The following is a 14,840-nucleotide window of genomic DNA, read 5'->3' on the forward strand; positions in this document are numbered from 1 at the left end:
GGCAGTCCTTACTGATCCGAGGCGGGTGCGCCGGCACCGGCGCCTCCGGCGGGGGCGTCCTTCAGCAGCACGTCGGTGTCGAAGCAGGTGCGGTCGCCGGTGTGGCAGGCGGCGCCCACCTGGTCGACCCTCACCAGCACGGTGTCGGCGTCGCAGTCCAGGGCGACCGACTTGACGTGCTGCACGTGTCCGGAGGTGTCCCCCTTGACCCAGTACTCGCGCCGGCTGCGCGACCAGTAGGTGCAACGGCCGGTGGTCAGTGTGCGGTGCAGCGCCTCGTCGTCCATCCAGCCCAGCATCAGCACCTCTCCGGTGTCGTACTGCTGGGCGATGGCGGGCAGGAGGCCGTCGGGGCTGCGCTTGAGCCGCGCGGCGATCTCGGGGTCGAGGCGGCTGGGCCGGGACGTACTCGTCATGCCGACCATTGTGCCGCGCGGGGCGGCCGTGCCCGCCGTCGCGTCCACCGATCGGGAACGGCGGCGCGGCTCCGCGCCGGGGGCGGCGGCCGGACGACGGGTGGGCGGACCCGGCTCCCGGCCGTAGGCTGGCCGGTATGTCGACCCATGCCAAGCGTGAACGTCTCCTGCTGGCCGATCTGCTGGAGACCGCGGGGCCCGAGGCCCCCACCCTGTGCGAGGGCTGGACGGCCCGGGACCTCGCCGCCCACGTGGTGGTGCGCGAGCGCCGCCCCGACGCGGCGGGCGGCATGCTGGTCAAGCAGCTCGCGGGACGCCTGGAGCGGGTGATGGCGGAGTTCACCGCCAAGCCCTACGAGGAGCTGATCCAGCTGATCCGGACCGGTCCGCCGCGTTTCTCGCCCTTCTCCCTCAAGCAGGTCGACGAGCTGTCGAACATCGTCGAGTTCTACGTCCACGCCGAGGACGTACGCCGGGCCCGGCCCGGGTGGACGCCGCGCGAGCTGGACCCGGTCTTCCAGGACGCCCTGTGGTCGCGGCTGGAGCGCTCCGCGCGGCTGATGGGCCGCCGCGCTCCGACGGGCCTGGTGCTGCGCCGTCCGGACGGCCGGACGGCGGTGGCCCACCGCGGCACCCCGGTGGTCACGGTGACCGGGGAGCCGTCCGAGCTGGTGCTGTTCGCCTACGGCCGGCAGGGCGCGGCCGAGGTCGGGCTGGAGGGCGACGAGGACGCGATCGTGAAGCTGCGCGGGACCGGGCAGCTCGGCATCTGACCGGCACCCGGTCCGCACCCGAAAGGCACAGCTCGTGATCAAAGTGGCCATGACCAGCGTGTACGTCGACGACGTGGCGAAGGCGCACGCCTTCTACACCGATGTCCTCGGCTTCGAGACCCGGGCCCACATGGACCTGGGCGGCGGCACGCTGTTCGTCACGGTGGGCGCGCGCGAGGGCGCCCAGCGGGACCTGGAGCTCCTGCTGGAGCCGGGCCGGGGCCCCATCGCCGAGCCGTACCGCCGGTCGGTCCGCGAGGCGGGCCTGCCCGCCATCGTGCTGTCGGTGGACGACCTCCGCGCGGAGTACGAGCGTCTCCGCGGGGAGGGCGTCCACTTCGTCCAGGACCCGCGCGAGCAGGGCCCGTTCCTCACCGCCCTGCTGGACGACACGGTCGGCAACCTGATCCAGCTGGCCCAGCCGACGACGGGCTGAGCCTCAGCGCACCGGGTGGCCGGCTCCCCGCAGGGTCTCCTTGACCTGGCCGATGCGCAGGTCGCCGAAGTGGAAGACGGAGGCGGCGAGGACCGCGTCCGCGCCCGCCGCGACCGCGGGCGGGAAGTCGGCGAGTCCGCCCGCGCCGCCCGAGGCGATGACCGGGACGGTGACGTGCTTGCGCACGGCGGTGATCATCTCCAGGTCGTAGCCGTCCTTGGTGCCGTCGGCGTCCATGGAGTTGAGCAGGATCTCGCCCGCGCCCAGCTCCGCGGCCCGGTGCGCCCACTCGACGGCGTCGATGCCGGTGCCGCGACGGCCGCCGTGCGTGGTGACCTCGAAGGAACCGGATTCGGTGCGCCGGGCGTCGACCGAGAGGACGAGGACCTGGCGGCCGAACCGCTCGGCGATCTCGCGGATGAGCTCCGGACGGGCGATGGCGGCGGTGTTCACGCCCACCTTGTCGGCACCGGCCCGCAGCAGCCTGTCCACGTCGTCGGCGGTGCGCACGCCGCCGCCGACCGTCAGCGGGATGAACACCTGCTCGGCGGTGCGGCGCACCACGTCGTAGGTGGTCTCGCGGTTGCCCGACGAGGCGGTGATGTCGAGGAACGTCAGCTCGTCGGCGCCCTCGGCGTCGTACACCTTGGCCATCTCGACGGGGTCGCCCGCGTCGCGCAGGTTCTGGAAGTTGACGCCCTTGACGACCCGGCCGTTGTCCACGTCCAGGCAGGGGATGACTCGGACCGCCAGGGTCATGACTTCACGGCTCCTCTGAATGCTTCCAGTTCCACTGAGACCAGCACGCGCGAGTCGACGAAGCCCTCGACCACCAGCAGGGTGGTGACCGGGCGCACCGAGTCGAACAGCTCCTTGTGGGCCCGGCCGGCCGCGTCGACGTCCCGCGCGTGGGCGAGGTGGATGCGGGTGCGGATCACGGACTCCACGCCGAGCCCGAACTCGCCGATCGCCTCCAGCGCGGTGCCGAAGGCCGCCCTGGCCTGCTCGTAGGGGTCGCCCTCCCCGTGCAGCACGGTGCCCCGGAAGGCGGTGGTCCCCGCCACCAGGACGCGGTCGCCCGCCGCCACGGCGCGTGCGCAGCCGAGGGTCTCCTCCCAGGGGTTTCCGCTCTGCACGCGCCGTACGGCTTCGGACGTCATCGCACTGTGTCCTTTGTCACGATGTGGCCTCCAGGGCCTCTTCCAGGGTGAACGCCTTCGCGTACAGGGCCTTGCCGACGATGGCGCCCTCGACGCCGAGCGGCACGAGCTCCGCGAGGGCGCGCAGGTCGTCCAGCGAGGACACGCCGCCGGAGGCGACCACCGGGCGGTCGGTGGCGGCGCAGACGTTCCTCAGCAGCTCCAGGTTGGGGCCCTCGAGGGTGCCGTCCTTGGCGATGTCGGTGACGACGTAGCGGGCGCAGCCCTCCTTGTTGAGGCGGTCCAGCGTCTCGTAGAGGTCGCCGCCGTCGCGGGTCCAGCCGCGGCCGCGCAGGGTGGTGCCGCGCACGTCGAGACCGACGGCGATCTTGTCGCCGTGCTCGGCGATGACACGGGCGACCCACGCGGGGGTCTCCAGGGCGGCGGTGCCGAGGTTGACGCGGGTGCAGCCGGTGGCGAGGGCGGCGGCGAGGGTGTCGTCGTCCCGGATGCCGCCGGACAGCTCCACCTTGATGTCCATCGCCCCGGCGACCTCGGCGATCAGCTCGCGGTTGTCGCCGGTGCCGAAGGCGGCGTCCAGGTCGACCAGGTGCAGCCACTCGGCGCCGGAGCGCTGCCAGGCGAGGGCGGCATCGAGGGGGGAGCCGTACGACGTCTCCGTCCCGGACTCGCCGTGCACCAGGCGGACGGCGAGTCCGTCACGGACGTCGACGGCGGGGAGCAGTTCGAGCTTGGCCATCTACAGGGTTCCGATCCAGTTGGTGAGGAGCTGGGCACCGGCGTCGCCGGACTTCTCGGGGTGGAACTGGGTCGCCCACAGGGCGCCGTTCTCCACGGCCGCCACGAACGGCTTGCCGTGGGTGGACCAGGTGACGAGCGGGGCGCGCATCGCCGGGTTCGTGGTCTCCAGGCTCCAGTCGTGGACGGCGTAGGAGTGCACGAAGTAGAAGCGGGTGTCCGCGTCCAGTCCGGCGAACAGCTCGGAGCCGTCCGGGGCGTCCACGGTGTTCCAGCCCATGTGGGGCACGACGTCGGCCTGCAGCGGCTCGACCGAGCCGGGCCACTCGTCGAGGCCCTCGGTCTCCACGCCGTGCTCGATGCCGCGCGCGAACAGGATCTGCATGCCGACGCAGATGCCCATCACCGGGCGGCCGCCGGAGAGCCTGCGGTCGACGATCCAGTCGCCGCGCGCCTGCTTCAGGCCCCGCATGCAGGCGGCGAAGGCGCCGACGCCGGGCACCAGCAGCCCGTCGGCGTTCATCGCCCGGTCGAAGTCACGGGTGATCTCGACGTCGGCCCCCGCGCGGGCGAGGGCACGCTCGGCGGAGCGGATGTTGCCGAATCCGTAGTCGAAGACCACGACCTTCTTGGTAGTGCTCACGCGCTCACACCTCCAGCCTCAGGACGCCGGCGACGAGGCACATCGCGGCGCCGATCGAGAGCACCACGATGAGGCTCGTGGGCATCTTCTGCTTGACGAAGGAGACGATGCCGCCGACGAAGAACAGGCCGACGACGATCAGGACGGTGGACAGACCGTTCACGGGTTACAGCGCGCCCTTCGTGGAGGGCAGGATCCCGGCCGCGCGGGGGTCGCGTTCGCAGGCGTAGCGCAGGGCGCGGGCGAGGGCCTTGAACTGGCACTCCACGATGTGGTGCGCGTTGCGCCCGTAGGGCACGTGCACGTGCAGCGCGATCTGCGCCTGGGCGACGAAGGACTCCAGGATGTGCCGGGTCATCGTGGTGTCGTACTCGCCGATCATCGGCGCCATCTTCTCGGGCTCGGTGTGCACGAGGTAGGGGCGGCCGGACAGGTCGACGGTGACCTGGGCGAGGGACTCGTCCAGCGGGACCGTGCAGTTGCCGAAGCGGTAGATGCCCACCTTGTCGCCGAGCGCCTGCCTGAAGGCGGCGCCGAGCGCGAGGGCGGTGTCCTCGATGGTGTGGTGGGAGTCGATGTGCAGGTCGCCCTCGGTCCTCACGGTCAGGTCGAACAGACCGTGCCGGCCGAGCTGGTCGAGCATGTGGTCGTAGAAGCCGACCCCGGTGGCGATCTCGGTCTTCCCGGTGCCGTCGAGGTCGATCTCGACGAGGACGGACGTTTCCTTGGTCGCGCGTTCCACGCGTCCTACGCGGCTCATGAACTCTGCTCCTTCTTCAACTCACGTACCGCGTCGAGGAACGCGTCGTTCTCTTCGGGGGTTCCGGCGGTGACCCGCAGCCGGCCGGGCACGCCGTTGTCCCGGACCAGGACGCCCCGGTCCAGGATCCGCCGCCAGGTGGTGTGGGAGTCCTCGAATCTTCCGAACTGGACGAAGTTGGCGTCGGACTCGGTGACCTCGTAGCCGATGGCGCGCAGCTCGGCGACCAGCCGGTCCCGTTCGGCCTTGAGCTGTTCCACGTAGCCGAGCAGCGTGTCGGTGTGCTCCAGGGCGGCCAGCGCGGTCGCCTGGGTGACGGCCGAGAGGTGGTACGGCAGCCGGACGAGCTGGACGGCGTCGACGACCGCCGGGTGCGCGGCGAGGTAGCCGAGGCGCAGGCCCGCCGCGCCGAACGCCTTCGACATGGTGCGGGAGACGACGAGGTTCGGGCGTCCGTCGAGCAGCCGGAGCAGCGAGTCGCCGTGGCTGAACTCGATGTACGCCTCGTCCACGACCACCATGGACGGCTTGGCCGCCTGGGCGGCCGCGTAGAGGGAGAGGACCGTCTCCGGGGGGACGGCGTTGCCGGTGGGGTTGTTGGGGGTGGTGATGAAGACGACGTCCGGGCGGTGCTCGGCGACGGCCCGCTCGGCGGTGGGGAGGTCGATGGTGAAGTCCTCGTGGCGCGGGCCGGAGATCCAGCCGGTGCCGGTGCCGCGCGCGATCAGGCCGTGCATCGAGTACGACGGCTCGAAGCCGATCGCGGTGCGGCCCGGTCCGCCGAAGGTCTGCAGCAGCTGCTGGATGACCTCGTTGGAGCCGTTGGCGGCCCAGACGTTCCCGACGCCGACCGGGTGGCCGGACGTCTTCGTCAGGTACTCGGCGAGCCGGGTCCGCAGCTCCACCGCGTCCCGGTCCGGGTAGCGGTTGAGGGTGCGGGCCGCCTCGCGCACCCGCTCGGTGATCCGCTCGACCAGCGGCTCGGGCAGCGGGTAGGGGTTCTCGTTGGTGTTCAGCCGTACGGGGACGTCCAGCTGGGGCGCGCCGTAGGGGGACTTGCCGCGCAGCTCGTCCCGTACGGGGAGATCGTCGATGCCGGTCACTTGCTCTCGGGTACCTTCCAGCCGAACCTGGCCTTGATCGCCGCGCCGTGCGCGGGCAGGTCCTCCGCCTCCGCCAGCGTGACCACGTGGTGCGCGACCTCGGCCAGCGCGTCCCGCGTGTAGTCGACGATGTGGATGCCGCGCAGGAAGGACTGGACGGACAGGCCCGAGGAGTGGCAGGCGCAGCCGCCGGTGGGCAGGACGTGGTTGGAGCCGGCCGCGTAGTCGCCGAGCGAGACCGGGGACCAGGGGCCGACGAAGACCGCGCCCGCGTTGCGCACCCGCCCGGCGACCGCGGCGGCGTCGGCGGTCTGGATCTCCAGGTGCTCGGCGCCGTAGGCGTCGACGACGCGCAGGCCTTCGTCCAGGCCGTCGACCAGGACGATGGCGGACTGGCGGCCGGACAGCGCCGGGACGATCCGGTCGTCGATGTGCTTGGTGGCCTCGACCTGCGGCCGGAGCTCCTTCTCCACCGCGTCCGCGAGGTCCGCCGAGTCGGTGACCAGGACGGCGGCGGCCAGCGGGTCGTGCTCGGCCTGGCTGATCAGGTCCGAGGCGACGTGCACGGGGTCGGCGGTGGAGTCCGCGAGGATCGCGATCTCGGTCGGGCCGGCCTCGGCGTCGATGCCGATCCTGCCGGTGAAGTAGCGCTTGGCGGCGGCGACCCAGATGTTGCCGGGGCCGGTGACCATGTTCGCGGGCGGGCAGGACTCGGTGCCGTGGGCGAACATCGCGACGGCGGTGGCCCCGCCGGCCGCGTACACCTCGTCGACGCCGAGCAGCGCGCAGGCGGCGAGGATCGTCGGGTGCGGCAGCCCGCCGAAGTCGGCCTGGGCCGGGGAGGCGAGCGCGATGGACGGGACGCCGGCCTCCTGCGCGGGCACCGCGTTCATGATCACGGAGGACGGGTAGACGGACCGGCCGCCCGGCGCGTACAGGCCCACGCGGTCGACCGGCACCCACTTCTCGGTGACCGTGCCGCCGGGCACGACCTGGGTGGTGTGGGTGCTGCGGCGCTGCTCGCGGTGGACGAGCCGGGCGCGCCGGATGGACTCCTCCAGGGCCGCGCGCACGGCCGGGTCGAGTTCCTCCAGCGCGCGCGTGAGGGCGGCGGCCGGGACCCGCACCCGGTCGAGCCTGACGCCGTCGAACCGCTCGGCGAAGTCGATCAGCGCCGCGTCGCCGCGATGATGCACGTCCTCGCAGATGGGCCGCACCTTCTCGAGGGCGGCCGCGACGTCGAAGTCGGCTCGGGGCAGCAGGTCGCGCAGGGCGGGGCCCTCGGGGAGGGCGTCGCCGCGCAGATCGATTCGGGCCAGGAAGGAATGTTGCAGCACGTGCTCAATTGTCTCAGACCCGCGCGGTGGGCCGTTCTCCCGTTCCAGTGGCTGATATGGACCACGGGCGGTGACGGTCCGCGCACATTCCGCAGATCCTTTTCACTTTCCGTGTTCGACGCGTCACCGGAGCGGGCATGAACGGCTGTACGAAGGGACGAACCGGCGAGTAGCTGGGGAGGAGGGGAACGCCGTGACCGACGGGGTGGGACCGGACGCCGGAGAGCCGCCGGAGGACCTGACCGCGGCGGAGGCCGGCATGTGGCAGGCCTTCCGCAACGGCAGTGAGTACGACCTGAGCAGCGGGGACACGGTCGTCGACGATCCGCACGGGGGACATCCGTGGGGGCCCGAGCGGACGGTCCGGGCCCTCGTCGTGTGCTGGCTCCTGCTGGACGGTCCGCCCGCCCTGGCCGGCCGGGTCCCCTCGCTGAAGCTGGTCGGGGTGCGGATCAGCGGCGCGCTGGACCTCGCCGGGGGCACGGTGGAGCCGTACGTGGAGATGCGGGGCTGCCGCTTCGAGCGGGACGTGCTGCTGCCGGAGGCCCGCTTCACGACCGTGCGGATGGTGGACTGCTCGATACCGCGCCTGGAGGCCGCCCGGCTGCAGACCGAGGGCGATCTGCACCTGCCGCGCTGCCGGTTCCTGGGCGGCATACGGCTCACCGACGCGCGGATCGGCACGGACCTGCTGCTCAACCAAGCGATCGTGCACCGGGACCGCAGCGGCCGCTCGATCGCGGCCGACGGGCTGACGGTCGGCCAGGATCTCCAGGCGGAGATGCTGGAGTCGCACGGCGAACTGAGCCTGCGCAGCGCGACGATCGGCGTCTCGCTGAGCCTGCGCGGCGCCCGGCTGGCCAACCCGTACACCCGGCTCGCGCTGAACGCGCCCCAGCTGACCGTGGAGCGTTCGCTGTACCTGACCCCGGCCGGGGTGGGCGCCCAGGCGCGGAGCGGGATGACCCCGGCGCGCGGGACGCGGATCCAGCGGTTCGAGTGCCAGGGCGGGGTGCGGCTGGACGACGGGCGGTTCGGGGACGCGGTGGACTTCGAGGGGGCCTGGTTCACCCTCACGGATGAGCAGGAGCTGTCGCTGCGCCGGCTGCAGACGCCGGAGCTGCGCTTCCTCGGGGAGCGGCCGGCGCGCGGCAGGGTGGTGCTGTCGGGGGCGCGGGTGGTCAACCTGATGGACCGGGCCGACAGCTGGCCGGGCCCGGGCCGGCTGCACATGGGCGGCTTCGCCTACGAGAACCTGGTGCCGCGCGGGCCGTTCCCGCTGGAGCTGCGGCTGCGCTGGGTGGACGCGGCGAGCGCCGAGTACAACCCGGAACCCTACGAGCGGCTGGCGGCCGTGCTGCGGGCGGGCGGGGAGGACGAGGACGCCCGCGAGGTGCTGCTCGCCAAGCAGCGCCGCCGCCGCGAGAGCCTGCCGCCGGCGGCCAAGCTGTGGGGCTACGCGCAGGACTGGACCGTCGCCTACGGATACCGTCCGGGCCGGGCCGCGGTGTGGATGGCGGTGCTGTGGGCGTGCGGTTCGCTGGCCTTCGCACGCGTGGAGCACCCGCCCCTCGACAGCGGTGAGCAACCGCCGTTCGATCCGGCCCTGTTCGCCCTGGACCTGCTGCTGCCGGTGATCGACCTGGGCCAGGTGGGCTTCTGGCAGCTGCGCGGCGGCTGGCAGTGGCTGGCGGCCGCGTTCATCCTGCTGGGCTGGGTCCTGGCGACGACGGTGGCGGCGGGCGCGACCCGGACGCTGCGCCGTACCTGAGGGGATCGGCCCGCGGCGTTGTCCACCCGGCTCCCAGGCCCCTGGGCCGCTCCCGCTCTTCCCCGGGTGCGCCCCAGGGGCGGCTGCTGCCCGAGGACGCGCACACGGTGGACCTCTCCGCTTTTTACCCCGCCTTGACCGGAGGCCGTACAACCTTTCATGACTTCCGTGTCGACTCTGGCGCCGTCGTGACCTGCGGACTTTCAATGGTGGATACCATGGCTCTGCTGCATGCATTCACCCGCGCCACCCGGCTGCACGGCAGGACGACGGGCGCCCTGCCCCTCGTCCCCGCCGTGCTGCCCGCCGACGACGACGTGCTCCTCGACGCGCCCGACGACATGCTGGGCCCGGCGCTGGTCGGGGCCGCGGGCGGTGATCACGCGCCGGCCGTCGCGCTGCTCGCCGCCACCCGGAGCACGGGGGCCTGGGAGCTCCGTGACCGGTATGTGCGGCGGCTGGCCGCCTTCGCGCGCTCGCGCCCCGAGTGGCTGGACACCTGGCGCGCCCTCGCCCCGCGCGACCCGGACGGGCTGCTGGTGGACGCCCAGCGGGCCGTCGACCGCGCCTGGGACTCACCGGCCCGGGCCGAGCTGCTGCGCGAGGTGAGCCCGCTGATCACGGCCGCCGCCCGGGCGGACGGCCGCGATCCGGTGCCCTGGCGGCTCGCCCTGGATCACGCCCGCGGCGCCCGCGCCGGTCACCGGTACTTCGAGGAGCTGTGGGAGGCGGCGGTCCGCCGCGCCCCGCACCACCACGGCTGCCATGTGGCGGCCCTGCGCTACCTGGCGTCCTCCTGGCACGGCTCGCACCGCGAGTGCTTCGACTTCGCGGACCTGGCCGCCCAGGACGCGCCGGAGGACTCGCTCACGCAGGCCCTGCCGCTGCGCGCCGCGTTCGGCTATCTGACCGACGGCTGCGGCCCCGGGGTGGAGCCCGAGCGGCTCCAGGCGGCGGCCGACCGCGCCGTCGCGCTGTCCGCACGGCTGCCGGCGGGGCACGTGCGGCCGGCCGAGCTGCGCAATCTGCTGACCTGGGTCCTCATCCGGCTCCACCGCTGGCAGGACGCCCTGGAGCAGCTGCGGCTGACCGGCCCGTACGCCACGTCCTTCCCCTGGGACCGGGACGCGGACGACCCGCTCGGCCGGTTCCTGCAGGTGCGTCAGGCCGTGCGCGAGGCGGTCGCGGCGGGCCCCCCGGCGGCCGCGGCGACCGCCCCGGCCCCGGCCCCGGAGGGTCCGAGGGGTGGGCGGAGCGGGCGGCTGTTCCCCGGAGACCATTAGGCTTTTGCGTCGTGACCACCGTCCGGCTCCCGCTCTTCCCCCTGAACACGGTGTTGTTCCCGGGGCTCGTACTCCCGCTCAGCGTCTTCGAGGAGCGCTATCGCGCCATGATGCGCGAGCTGCTCAAGACCCCCGAGGACGAGCCGCGCCGGTTCGCCGTCGTGGCGATCCGCGACGGGCACGAGGTGGCGCCGAGCGCTCCCGGCATGCCCGATCCGACGGCCGTGCCCGCACAGGGCGCCGCGGCCGGCTTCGGCACCGATCCGCTGCGCGCCTTCCACAAGGTGGCCTGCGTGGCCGACGCGGCGACGATCCGGGAGCGGGACGACGGCACCTTCGAGGTACTGGCGACCGGCACGACCCGGGCGCGGCTGCTGTCGGTCGACTCCTCGGGGCCGTATCTGACGGCCGGGCTGGAGCCGGTGGCCGAGGAACCCGGCGAGGAGGCGGGGGCGCTGGCGCAAGGGGTGCTGCGGGCGTTCCGCCAGTACCAGAAGCGGCTGGCGGGAGCGCGGGAGCGGTCGCTGACGACCGGCGCGGACCTCCCGGACGAACCGGGTGTCGTCTCCTATCTGGTCGCCGCCGCGATGATGCTGGACACGCCCACGAAGCAGCGCCTGCTCCAGGCCCCCGACACGGCCTCGCGGCTACGCGACGAACTGCGGCTCCTGCGCTCGGAGACGGCCATCATCCGCAGTCTGCCGTCCCTGCCCGCGGGCGATCTGACGAGGGGGCCGACCAGCCGGAACTGACGCGGGAGCGCTGGGGTGAGCGGGCCGGCGGCACGTGGACCGCGGGCCACCCCTGCTTCCGCGGTCACAAGGGTCCGGTCAGGGTCTGCGGACAGGGGACCTTCGAGCCCCCGGGCGACCTGCTGACCGGGGCCGGCCCTCCCGGTGACACGCTCGGCCGCCTCCGCCGGCCGCCCGTTCCGGAGGAGGCGGCCGCCTCCCGTCGCGGCCCGTCTGGGAGGATGTGGCGGGTGGCGAAGAAGTCGAGGAAACAGCAGCCGGGGGGAACACCGGCGACGGTGGCGCTGACGGCGGCCGGAGTGCCGTTCACCGTCCACTCCTACGACCACGATCCCTCCCACCCGTCGTACGGCGAGGAGGCGGCCGAGGCGATGGGCGTCTCGCCGGACCGGGTCTTCAAGACGCTGGTGGCGGACGTCGACGGCGCCCTGACGGTGGCGGTGGTCCCGGTGGCGGGCCAGCTGGACCTGAAGGCCCTCGCGGCGGCGGCCGGCGGCAAGCGGGCCGCGATGGCGGACCCGGCGCTGGCGGAGCGCACCACGGGGTACGTCCGCGGCGGCATCTCACCGCTCGGCCAGCGCAAGAGGCTGCCGACGGTCGTGGACGAGTCGGCCACGCTGCACGAGACGATCTGCGTCTCGGCCGGCCGCCGCGGCCTGGAGGTCGAACTCTCCCCCGGCGACCTGACCGAGCTGACCTCGGCGACCCTGGCCCCGATCGGACGGGCGTAGCCCCGCGGCACGGCCCTCGCGACGGAAGTGCGTGCCGGACCCCGCCTCCGCGGCGTGATCCGGACGACGGGCCCCGGTTCCGGGCCGGGGCCCGGGCCCTACGCCTTCGTCGCGTCGGGCGCGTACGGCCCCGGGGCGGGGTCCGGGTCCCGGGGGCCGAACAGGCCCGTCAGGCCCAGGTGCGCCACCAGTACCGCGAACGGCCAGACCAGCAGGGCGCCCTTCGCGCTCAGCTTCAGCGGCGCGTCGAAGGTGACGCCCTTGCCGACGCTCCTGGCCTGGGCTATCACGTCCTGAGCGGGCCCGAGCCACACGCCGATCCGCCAGGCCAGCAACGAACCGAGCAGCCCTCCGAAGGCCAGCGCCACCACCAGCGGCACGCCCCCGCGGCGGCGGAGCAGGAACGCCACGAGCGCGCAGAGCGCGCCGAAGCCCGTGGCGAGGAGCGAGAACGTCCCGTCCACCCCGACGGCCTGCTCGCCCTCGGAGTCCTTGAAGTAGACGACCCAGTCGTCGCCGACCACGTCACCCACCAGGGGCACGCGCGGCGCCAGCCACCACCACAGCACCCCGAGCAGCACCCCGGCGAGCGCCGTCGCCAGCGCCGTCACGGCGGCCTCGCGCAGTTCCGTCCTCATCCCGGGGCCGTCCTGGCCGTACCACCCGCCGGGGTGGCCGGTGCTCCCGGAGTCCTGGAACGGGACGGCCGCGGGCCCGTCGGACGGCGGCTGCCACGCGTCCCGCGCGGAATGTTCGTGCGGAGGCGGTGGTGGTGTCAGAGGTGCGCTCACCCCGCCATCGTGCCAGGCCCGGCCGTGCGGCGCGTCACCGGACGGCCGCCCTGCGGTACGCCCAGGTGGCCACGGCCAGCGAGATCACGCCGGCGCCCCCGCACACGGCGAGGTCGGCGAGGACCCGGGCCCAGTCGGGGTGCGGTCCGAAGGTCCGGGCGAAGGCCTCGACGCCGTACGTCGACGGCAGCAGGTCGCGGACGAGGCGCACCGCCTCCGGCATCCGCTCCGGCGGGAGCACGCCCAGCAGCAGTGCCGCCGACATGCCGAGCTGTCCGAGCAGCGTGGCCATCTCCGGCCGGGGGGCGAGCAGGCCGAGGGTCGCTCCGAGTCCGGCGAGCGCGGCACCCGCGAGCGGGATCACCGCGAGGAGGATCCACAGGTGCGCCAGCGGCAGCCCGAACAGCGCGCAGCCGAAGACGGCGGTCACGACGGTCCCCGGCACGGTGAACGAGGCGTAGGCGCCCGCCGCGCCCAGCACCACCGCGGCCGGCGGCACGGGCAGCGTCGCGTAGTGGTCGAGTCCGCCGCTGGCGCGCAGCTGCCCGAAGTACTGGGCGAGGAGGTTCAGCGCGACGAAGGCGACGACCAGGACCGAGGAGCCGGCGACCACGGCCTGCGCCTCACCGCCGCCGGCCACGACGCCCCGCATCAGGACCATGATCCCGACCGACTGGAAGGTCGCCACGAACAGCAGCGGGATCCGCGCCACCCGGGCCCGGGACAGCTGTGCCCGGTAGACGGCCGCCAGCGACGGCCACAGCCGTGCCCGGGGGCCGAGATCTGCCGGTTCCGGCGCGGCCTGCGCCGGGGCCAGGGCGCCGCCCGGCAGGACATCGGCGGGTACGACACTCACGTCGTGCTGCTCCCCTTCGTCAGGATCCACTCCGGCGCTCGCTCCGTTCCGTACGGAGGCGGCGGCCTGCGTGCTCATGGCCCGGGTGCTCACGCCTTCACCAGCCCCTGCCGCACGGCGCCGCCCAGCGCCAGGTAGACGTCCTCCAGACTGGGCGTGGCCAGGGTGAAGTCGTCCAGCGCGGCGAAGGCGGCCCCGCCGGTGACGGTGGCGACGACCGTCCGGGCCTCCTCGGGCGCCAGCCGCAGGATCCAGCGCCGGCCCGACTCGACGACCCGGTCGCGCAGCGCGGCGACCTCGGGCACGTGCAGGGGGGCGGCCTCGCGCCACACCAGGTCGACCCGGACCTCGCCGGCGACCTGTTCCTTGAGGCCGGCCGGGCTGTCGCAGGCGATGACCCGGCCCCGGTCGAGCACGGCGACCCGGTCGAGGACGGTCTCGGCCTCGATGACGTTGTGGGTGACCAGCAGAACGGTCGAGCCGCGCTCGGCGCGGCGCCGGTCGACGGCGGACCACACCGCGCGCCGCGCCACGGGGTCCATGCCGGTGGTGGGTTCGTCGAGCACGAGCAGGGGCCGCTCCCCGACCAGCGCGGCGGCCACGCAGGCCAGCCGGCGCTGACCGCCGGAGAGCTTCTTCAGCGGGCGCCCGGCGATCGGGGCGAGCCCCAGTTCGTCCAGGACGTCGTCCCGCTCGGCCCGCGCCCGCCGGACGTCGAGCCCGCGCAGCCGGCCGGTGGTCTCGGCGGCCAGGGACACGGTCAGCTCGTCGAGGGCGCTGGACTCCTGACCGAGGTAGGCGAGGATGCGCGAGGCCCGCTCCGGGTGGCGCACGATGTCGTGGCCGAGGATCTCCACACTGCCGCGGTCGGGCCGCATCAGCCCGGTCAGCTGGCGCACCAGGGTGGACTTCCCGGCCCCGTTCGGCCCGAGCAGCCCGAAGATCTCGCCGCGCCGGATGTCGAGCCGTACGTCGTCGGTGGCCCGGACCTCGGGGGTGGCCGGTGTCCCGCGCCGGCCGCGCGCCGCCGGATAGGTCTTGGTCAGCCCGCGCACCGCGCACACGACGGCACCACCGTGCCGGTATCCCTGTGCCGCGCGCGTACTCACAAGGAACGAGCCTACGGGGTCCCGCCCCCCGCCCCGCTCCCGGGTCGCCCTCCCGCCCGCAAACCCACCCCTGCAAGCAGCAACTCCCCCAACCACCCCCCACCGCGCCCCCTTCGGCCCGCCGACGGCCCGCCCCCGCCCGTTCCCCGCCCGTTCCCCGCCCGCGGCGGCACGCGCCCGG

Annotated in this window: 18 protein-coding genes; 6 read left to right on the top strand and 12 right to left on the bottom strand. The window is 73.9% G+C overall.

Translation table 11 applies throughout. From position 1 onward, the window contains the following. Nucleotides 1-8: 8 nt before the first annotated feature. On the bottom strand, nucleotides 9-416 hold the full coding sequence (gene hisI / locus ACF07S_RS12575; protein ID WP_391965109.1) for a phosphoribosyl-AMP cyclohydrolase: 408 nt from the start codon (nucleotides 414-416) through the stop codon (nucleotides 9-11). Between the two features lie 137 nt (nucleotides 417-553). Here hisI and ACF07S_RS12580 point away from each other — a divergent pair, with 137 nt between their 5' ends. Together ACF07S_RS12580 and ACF07S_RS12585 are read left to right on the top strand one after the other, a co-directional pair. Continuing rightward, nucleotides 554-1,189, top strand: coding sequence for a TIGR03085 family metal-binding protein (locus tag ACF07S_RS12580; protein WP_391965110.1), 636 nt, complete (start codon nucleotides 554-556; stop codon nucleotides 1,187-1,189). A 34-nt stretch (nucleotides 1,190-1,223) separates the two neighbouring features. Then, a complete protein-coding gene (locus ACF07S_RS12585) occupies nucleotides 1,224-1,625 on the top strand; it encodes a VOC family protein (RefSeq protein WP_391965111.1) in 402 nt (133 codons plus the stop codon). A 3-nt stretch (nucleotides 1,626-1,628) separates the two neighbouring features. Here the strand turns inward: ACF07S_RS12585 and hisF are convergent, their stop codons facing one another. Genes hisF through hisD form a run of 8 tightly spaced genes read right to left on the bottom strand, consistent with a single transcriptional unit; the run spans nucleotide 1,629 to nucleotide 7,366 of the window. Further along, complete coding sequence (gene hisF, locus ACF07S_RS12590; RefSeq protein WP_391965112.1) at nucleotides 1,629-2,384, bottom strand: imidazole glycerol phosphate synthase subunit HisF; 756 nt, start codon at nucleotides 2,382-2,384, stop codon at nucleotides 1,629-1,631. Then, nucleotides 2,381-2,785, bottom strand: a complete 405-nt coding sequence (locus tag ACF07S_RS12595) for a Rid family hydrolase (protein WP_391965113.1) — start codon at nucleotides 2,783-2,785, stop codon at nucleotides 2,381-2,383. The genes hisF and ACF07S_RS12595 overlap by 4 nt, the downstream gene beginning before the upstream one ends. Nucleotides 2,786-2,801: 16 nt before the next feature. Further along, nucleotides 2,802-3,524, bottom strand: a complete 723-nt coding sequence (gene priA, locus ACF07S_RS12600; protein WP_391965114.1) for a bifunctional 1-(5-phosphoribosyl)-5-((5-phosphoribosylamino)methylideneamino)imidazole-4-carboxamide isomerase/phosphoribosylanthranilate isomerase PriA — start codon at nucleotides 3,522-3,524, stop codon at nucleotides 2,802-2,804. Further along, entirely contained in the window at nucleotides 3,525-4,166 is a 642-nt protein-coding gene (gene hisH, locus ACF07S_RS12605) for an imidazole glycerol phosphate synthase subunit HisH (RefSeq protein ID WP_391965115.1), read from the bottom strand. A 4-nt stretch (nucleotides 4,167-4,170) separates the two neighbouring features. Further along, nucleotides 4,171-4,329 carry a hypothetical protein gene (locus tag ACF07S_RS12610; RefSeq protein ID WP_391965116.1) on the bottom strand — a complete coding sequence of 53 codons (159 nt, stop codon included), beginning with the start codon at nucleotides 4,327-4,329 and terminating at the stop codon, nucleotides 4,171-4,173. Between the two features lie 3 nt (nucleotides 4,330-4,332). Continuing rightward, on the bottom strand, nucleotides 4,333-4,926 hold the full coding sequence (gene hisB / locus ACF07S_RS12615; RefSeq protein WP_391965117.1) for an imidazoleglycerol-phosphate dehydratase HisB: 594 nt from the start codon (nucleotides 4,924-4,926) through the stop codon (nucleotides 4,333-4,335). Next, entirely contained in the window at nucleotides 4,923-6,029 is a 1,107-nt protein-coding gene (locus ACF07S_RS12620) for a histidinol-phosphate transaminase (protein ID WP_391974156.1), read from the bottom strand. Before ACF07S_RS12620 ends, hisB begins: the two co-directional genes overlap by 4 nt. After that, on the bottom strand, nucleotides 6,026-7,366 hold the full coding sequence (hisD, locus tag ACF07S_RS12625; protein ID WP_391965119.1) for a histidinol dehydrogenase: 1,341 nt from the start codon (nucleotides 7,364-7,366) through the stop codon (nucleotides 6,026-6,028). The genes ACF07S_RS12620 and hisD overlap by 4 nt, the downstream gene beginning before the upstream one ends. A 193-nt stretch (nucleotides 7,367-7,559) precedes the next feature. Here hisD and ACF07S_RS12630 point away from each other — a divergent pair, with 193 nt between their 5' ends. The 4 genes from ACF07S_RS12630 to ybaK all read left to right on the top strand — a co-directional run bounded on the left by ACF07S_RS12630 (nucleotide 7,560) and on the right by ybaK (nucleotide 11,903). After that, nucleotides 7,560-9,137, top strand: coding sequence for an oxidoreductase (locus tag ACF07S_RS12630; RefSeq protein WP_391974157.1), 1,578 nt, complete (start codon nucleotides 7,560-7,562; stop codon nucleotides 9,135-9,137). 206 nt (nucleotides 9,138-9,343) lie between these two features. Next, nucleotides 9,344-10,420, top strand: a complete 1,077-nt coding sequence (locus ACF07S_RS12635) for a hypothetical protein (protein WP_391974158.1) — start codon at nucleotides 9,344-9,346, stop codon at nucleotides 10,418-10,420. 11 nt (nucleotides 10,421-10,431) lie between these two features. Next, nucleotides 10,432-11,172, top strand: coding sequence for an LON peptidase substrate-binding domain-containing protein (locus tag ACF07S_RS12640; RefSeq protein WP_391965122.1), 741 nt, complete (start codon nucleotides 10,432-10,434; stop codon nucleotides 11,170-11,172). Nucleotides 11,173-11,402: 230 nt separating this feature from the next. Further along, nucleotides 11,403-11,903, top strand: coding sequence for a Cys-tRNA(Pro) deacylase (gene ybaK, locus ACF07S_RS12645; RefSeq protein ID WP_391965123.1), 501 nt, complete (start codon nucleotides 11,403-11,405; stop codon nucleotides 11,901-11,903). Nucleotides 11,904-12,001: 98 nt separating this feature from the next. On the opposite strand, the gene ACF07S_RS12650 is transcribed toward ybaK, so the two are convergent. The 3 genes from ACF07S_RS12650 to ACF07S_RS12660 form a co-directional block, all read right to left on the bottom strand. Next, a complete protein-coding gene (locus tag ACF07S_RS12650; RefSeq protein WP_391974159.1) occupies nucleotides 12,002-12,694 on the bottom strand; it encodes an AAA family ATPase in 693 nt (230 codons plus the stop codon). Nucleotides 12,695-12,728: 34 nt separating this feature from the next. Then, the gene (locus ACF07S_RS12655) at nucleotides 12,729-13,550 is read right to left on the bottom strand and encodes an ABC transporter permease (RefSeq protein WP_391965125.1); all 822 of its coding nucleotides are present in this window, start codon (nucleotides 13,548-13,550) and stop codon (nucleotides 12,729-12,731) included. Nucleotides 13,551-13,639: 89 nt separating this feature from the next. Beyond that, nucleotides 13,640-14,614 (bottom strand): ABC transporter ATP-binding protein, encoded by a 975-nt coding sequence (locus tag ACF07S_RS12660; protein WP_391965337.1) that lies wholly within the window; start codon nucleotides 14,612-14,614, stop codon nucleotides 13,640-13,642. Nucleotides 14,615-14,840 lie beyond the last annotated feature (226 nt).

The sequence above is a fragment of the Streptomyces sp. NPDC016640 genome (assembly GCF_043076215.1).
Taxonomy (GTDB): domain Bacteria; phylum Actinomycetota; class Actinomycetes; order Streptomycetales; family Streptomycetaceae; genus Streptomyces.